General features: G+C 57.9%; 6 protein-coding genes. 2 read left to right on the forward strand and 4 right to left on the reverse strand.

All coding sequences use genetic code 11. From position 1 onward, the window contains the following. Positions 1-388: 388 nt before the first annotated feature. From DQP57_RS25960 to DQP57_RS27045, 3 genes are all read right to left on the reverse strand, one after another. Positions 389-1,477, reverse strand: coding sequence for a glycosyltransferase family 4 protein (locus tag DQP57_RS25960; RefSeq protein ID WP_112635726.1), 1,089 nt, complete (start codon positions 1,475-1,477; stop codon positions 389-391). Continuing rightward, on the reverse strand, positions 1,474-2,508 hold the full coding sequence (locus tag DQP57_RS25965) for a GDP-mannose 4,6-dehydratase (protein WP_112635728.1): 1,035 nt from the start codon (positions 2,506-2,508) through the stop codon (positions 1,474-1,476). Before DQP57_RS25965 ends, DQP57_RS25960 begins: the two co-directional genes overlap by 4 nt. A 108-nt stretch (positions 2,509-2,616) precedes the next feature. Next, positions 2,617-2,769 carry a hypothetical protein gene (locus DQP57_RS27045; protein WP_205869243.1) on the reverse strand — a complete coding sequence of 51 codons (153 nt, stop codon included), beginning with the start codon at positions 2,767-2,769 and terminating at the stop codon, positions 2,617-2,619. 388 nt (positions 2,770-3,157) lie between these two features. Here DQP57_RS27045 and DQP57_RS27710 point away from each other — a divergent pair, with 388 nt between their 5' ends. Next, complete coding sequence (locus tag DQP57_RS27710; protein WP_112635730.1) at positions 3,158-3,340, forward strand: CmcI family methyltransferase; 183 nt, start codon at positions 3,158-3,160, stop codon at positions 3,338-3,340. Further along, on the forward strand, positions 3,337-4,206 hold the full coding sequence (locus DQP57_RS25980) for a glycosyltransferase family 2 protein (protein WP_112635732.1): 870 nt from the start codon (positions 3,337-3,339) through the stop codon (positions 4,204-4,206). Before DQP57_RS27710 ends, DQP57_RS25980 begins: the two co-directional genes overlap by 4 nt. A gap of 124 nt (positions 4,207-4,330) precedes the next feature. Here DQP57_RS25980 and DQP57_RS25985 read toward each other — a convergent pair whose 3' ends face one another. Next, a complete protein-coding gene (locus tag DQP57_RS25985) occupies positions 4,331-5,122 on the reverse strand; it encodes a cephalosporin hydroxylase family protein (protein ID WP_112635734.1) in 792 nt (263 codons plus the stop codon). Positions 5,123-5,702: the final 580 nt, after the last annotated feature.

Raw genomic sequence — 5,702 nt, forward strand, 5'->3', positions numbered from 1 at the left:
TCCCTGCCACGACGCGGCCCGGACCTGTTTGGGTTTGCGCGTTACCGGGCGATCCTCGGGTGCGACGACGTGCGGTTACTGACACTGCGGTCAATTATAGACAGCGTTGAACCCGAGTTCCTTTCGAGGGCCGGGTACTACGCGCGGTTGACGGTCTGGTGGGGGACTGGGCAAAGAGTCATGTGCGCCTCTAAGCGTCGAAAACGCCTGGCGAGTCCCGGCATTGGCGTTGCGGTGACTTGCTGGCGATCACGCTCACCTCACGCGGCAAACTTCTGTGATGGATTGGGCGTGTTTACCAAACCCGAAGCCGTTGCCTCAGACCTGCAGCTCCGGACCTGCGCCTCGGTTACGGACGTTGGGTTCGCGGCGCTGGTTGAGAGGTCGCTCAGACGATCTCGCCGTAGATTCGTGCGGTTTCAGCCGCGCATCTGTCCCAGGAAAACGACGCTATACGCTCGTACCCGCGAGCTCGTAAGGTCTCCTGCAACTCCGGTGTAGTCACAACGCGTTCCAGAACGATCCGCAGCTCCTCGACACTATTTGGATCGAAGTAGGCGCCGGCGTTTTCGACGACTTCTCGAATTGCGCCCGAGTTGCTGCATATCACCGGGCAGCCGTGACTCATCGCCTCAAGCGGCGGAATTCCGAAGCCTTCGTATTTCGATGGAAAGACGAATGCGGAGGCGGCCTGGTAGCGTACGGCCAGATCACGATCGGATCCAGACTCGAACCGCACTCGGGCGGTGATCCCCAATCGCTCCATCTCTTCTTGCTCATGTCGCTGCACGGGAAAGCCGCCGAAGGCGATTAAGTCGAATTCCCGTAGTATTGGGGAACTTCCGAAGGCCTCCAGGAGTGCGCTGAAGTTCTTGTACCCTCCGCGATGGCCGACATACAACAGGTAGGGTCGGTGCCCGTCGCTGTAGGGCTCGGCGGTGTTGGCCTCTGCAGTCAACGAATGCCCGAGGTGCACAACACTGGTGCGAGCGGGGTCGACATCGTAGAGGCGCACCAGATCCTGGCGCGTGTTCTCGGAAATGCAGATGACGTGGTCGGCCCGATTGACCGCGGCACGCTTGGCGGCGATTGCTAATTTGGCTTCGGGCATGAATAACTCGTGAATCATGTCGTAGACCGTCACGATCCGACGCCGCGCCTTGCCAAAGGGTTTGGTGGAAAAGTAGGTTTCGTGCACGATGTCGGGGCTGGCGCTACGCCATGCAAGTGGTGCGATAAGTCGGTCGGCTACGCCGACGAGAAGCGGTACACCCTTGAACTTAGAGGGCACGTATCGACCGCGCGTAAACTCGGACGCCGAGTCGGCTGCCAGGTAGCCGTTTATGTGCAATGGGGCGATGACGGATACATCCGCCACCTCGTGGGCGTGCAACCGGCTCGCCAGCTCGAAGAAGTAGCGCGAAATACCCCCGTATCGCTGCATACAGAAGATGTGGTGATCAAATGCGACTTTCATAGACGCCCCGTCCCGGACAGCTCTGCCTCCACCATCGCCTTGACGACATCGTTCATTCGGTAGGTCGGCGACCAGCCGAGAACGTCTCGTGCTCGGGACGCATCGCCAAGCCCTCCGGCGAGATCAGAAGGGCGCTTAAGCGCCTCGGAAAGATCGGTATGTTCTTGCCAGTCAAGGCCAAGGTGATTAAAGGCGGTCTGTGCGAATTCTTCGAGAGTGTGGCTTTGTCCGGTGGCGATCACGAAGTCTGAGCCGCTGGGTTGTTGCAACATGCGCCACATCGCGTCGACATATTCAGGTGCCCATCCCCAGTCTCGTTTGATGGCAATGTTGCCCAGCGTCAAACGTGAGCGCTCGCCTTTGGCGATGCGGACCGCAGCGGCCACAATCTTTTTGGTCACGAAACGCTCGGGGCGCAACGGGGATTCATGGTTGAACAATATGCCGGTGCTGGCGTGCAACCCGTATGCCTCCCGGTAGTTGGCGACCAGCCAGTGTGCTGTGCTTTTCGCTACGGCGTAGGGACTGCGGGGGCGAAAGGGTGTTTGCTCATTTGCCGGTTGGCCTTCGGTGTCTCCGAAGCATTCACTGGAGCCGGCGCTGTAAAAGCGGACGGGCTTATCCAGAAAACGTATCGCTTCGAGCAGGTTGATCGTGCCGACGGCCATGCTGTCCAGGGTTTCCACCGGCTGTTCAAACGATAGCCCGACTGAGCTTTGGCCGGCTAGGTTGTAGATCTCTTGGGGTTCGGTTTCCCGCAGTACGTTGAGCACGCTGCGGAAGTCATTGGCCGCCATGGATTCCAGGCGAACATGATCCCGGACTCCGAGCCGCACCAGGTTGGGGAAGCCACCGATCTGAGCGTCTCGCGAGGTGCCGATTACCTCGTAACCTTTGTCGAGGAGCAGGCGCGCCAGATAAGCGCCATCTTGGCCTGAAATGCCGCAGACAAGTGCTCGCAATAAACCCTCCTGGGGATCGCCCGCACCACCAAAAGTACCGAAGGAGAGAACAGTCCGAACGTACGCCACGCTTGAACTGATGAGCAATCCAACCCCCGTCGGTGCGCTGGTGAAAGATCGTCATCGTGCACCTGTCGTTGCCGCAGGTGAAGCTGGGTAGGCGCACCCGCAAGCGGGTCAATGGCCCACCACCTGCAGGTCGGTCAGGACTCGTTCATGATCACGCAGTTGGCCGGGCTCACCGCACGTCGGACAGACGGGATTGCGTTGGACCGGGCGGCAGTCGTTCCAGGTCAGCTCCTCGGCGATCGCCGCACCAGTGATCGGCACCCCCAAACTCGATCGTGCGCATGATCGTGTCGGCAGCAACGTTGAGCGGGCAGGCACTGGCCTCAGACATCGGTGGTGCGGTGGTCGAGTGTAGAAACCCGAATCGTCACCCACCGACCACCGAGGTCCCACCTCAACTCAGCGACACGCAACCACCGTGGTCAACCTCCGAACCACGCAGTCTCATTTCGGAAGAGCCGTTAAACTCGTCGAGTCATTGCGCATCGCACAACCTGGCTCTGGTGATCCACGTGGCGGCGCAGGCGTTTGTGCGGCGAAGTTATGCTGAGCCGTTCGAGGATGTTGGTTTCGGGATAGGGAGAAGAGTACGAAGTGCGAATTGAGATAGGAAAGCGCCCGTGAACGAGCACGAAAAAGTTGGCGCTGAATGTGCCGAGGAAGTCTCGGTGCCCATCCGGGTCGTCCCTCGAGTCGCGGCGACAACCCGAAACCCGTCGTTTGGAAGTACCTTCAGACCCATCCTGAGTTCGACATCGATGACTCCGTGGACAGCAAGCTGCTGATCTCAGTGGCGCCACGCGGGTTCTTGCGCAGGGGGATGCGGACGTGAATGGCCAAGTTCGAATTAGTATCGGCATTCCCGTCTACAATGGCGAGGGGTCTCTCGAGCAGGCACTCAGATCTATAAATTCTCAGTCGTTCAGTGACTACGAGGTGATCATCTCTGACAATGCGTCCACGGATAATACGGCTCAAATTTGTCGAGAAATGGCTGCACTTAATCCGCGCATAAAATACTTTCGCCAGGAAAACAATATTGGCGCTTCGGCCAATTTCAAGTTCGTTTTGGATAAAGCAGTCGGTGAATATTTTCATTGGCTTGCTGCAGACGATACGCGGTCAGACAATTTCTTGGAATTGAATATCAACTTCCTGGAGGAAAATGGCGACTATGTAGCGTCAACCTGCCCAAACAGGTTCATGGGGCAGACTGAAGCGGACAATGTCACCTTCTCGCTTGTCGGTACCCCGGGCGAACGCTTTGCGGGCTTTCTGGACCACTGCTGGCAATCTCACGCTGTGTTCTACTCTGTCGTTCGGACCGCAATCCTGCGCCAATGTGATGTCATCGGTCAGTCATTCTGGGCGTCAGATTGGGCGATCGATCTGTTCCTTGCCTCGCGGGGAAACATAAATCGAACCGATGGCGGCTGGTTGGAACTCGGTGTGTCGGGAGCCAGTAGCCGCGCGGACGCATACCGTGCGCTCCGAGGTCGCCGCATCGAAGCTGTACTGCCGTTCTTCACTTTCTCGGCCTATGCGCTCAAATTGGCTAAGTCTTTCCCCCTGACCGACAGGGTGTCGCTATTGTCTCGGCTCGTGGTACTCAACTGGCGCGTGGCCTATGGGAGAGTATTCACCGCGTTGTATCAGCGGTACAAGGCCGACATGCGCCCAATGCCGAGGGGCGACTGAATGCTGCGCAGTATCAAGTAAGTCACTAATCTGTTATCGCTGGGTATCAAAGCTGTTAGATCAGCTGCCCACGGCTCTGTACAGAGCTTGCCGGGCTGTCGCAGCCTTGCTAAGAAGCCGCACGTCACCGGATCCTGCGGAGATACCCGTCCGGCGCCATGGTCAGTTGTAATCTTTGCGGAATTTTGCGGTCAATCTCGAACTCGGAATGCGACTTGAGAAATTCCCAGACTGCCGTCTTCGGGTTGTTGCCTGGGCCCCACGGCCGGTCGGGGTATTTGTCCGCGCCCAAGTCCTCGATGACGGTATCGAATACCACGCAATAGCTATTCGGAGTCACAAGAGGTGCGTAGGCCGACAATTCGGCAAGGACGTGCTCATGCGTGTGGTTACTGTCGAGACAAACGAGCACGGGGCCATCGCCGCGCGCCAGACCGCGAACCTGTTGAATGATGTCTGGGTCAACGCTGGACCCTTCGATCATCGTAATGTATTGATACATTGGGTGGGCTTCTATCGCAGCACGATTATGAGGCCGTATGTCGATATCGACGCTGATTACGCGTCGGCTGGGAGCCCGCACGTCAAGAGGTTTGTCATTGGTGATCGCGTCACACATGTCAAGCAGTGCGAGCATGGAAGCGCTGAGGATCAATGACCCCCCATGCGCGATCCCCGTCTCGACAATCACACTAGGCTTAACCTTCCAAATCAACTCCTGTAGACAGACGATGTCCTGCGGGTATTGGATGATCGGCCGGCCGAGCCACTCGAAATTGTACGAGTAGCGATGCGTAACGCTTCGATCAGTCCATTCGGAAGATAGGCGAGCGATTTCGTGATCTTTCGCGAGAGCCTCGACATTCTCGATCACGCTCCGCTGATGGTCTGTCAGACTTTGGTCGGCCACGTTCATTCTCCTAAGGTGATTGACGGCCCCAGCTCAAGCGGAGTCGAGAGTCGAGCCCGCCGGAGTGGATGATACTTGTGTCGATTTTCGGTGTCTCCTTGTCTGAGACGCCGGTGGTTGGAGTCCGCACTCGGAAGTCGCGATTTGGGGACCGGCCATGGCCGTCGTCGCTGTTCATTCGACGGCAACGCGCCCGGAGATCCCCTCACACAGTACCGATTACTATCGTGCCGAATCCGCAACTGAAGCTACTCAAGGCGGGCCCGGTGTCTCACCACCCCCGCACCGTTTAGCGCAATCAGCGGCATGGCGGTCCTGTGTTTCAAGCAGCGGAGCAACACGAAAACGCTCGGTGCAGTGAAACGCCAAGTCAACCACGGCACCAAACCGACCTGCACGACGATGTCACCGGAGGTTTGCAACTCATGACACTGCTGCGTCGATCATGTGTGGTTATTGCCCACTGGCGACGCCTTCAAGCGGATGGACGACTCTTGGTAAAACCTTGACAAAAAAGGTAAAGCAGCCCGGGTGTGCGCAACCGCATGACATGGCATACGAAAGGGGTATGGGTCTGCTGCACGAA

This window comes from Mycobacterium colombiense (assembly GCF_003284935.1).
GTDB lineage: Bacteria > Actinomycetota > Actinomycetes > Mycobacteriales > Mycobacteriaceae > Mycobacterium > Mycobacterium arosiense_A.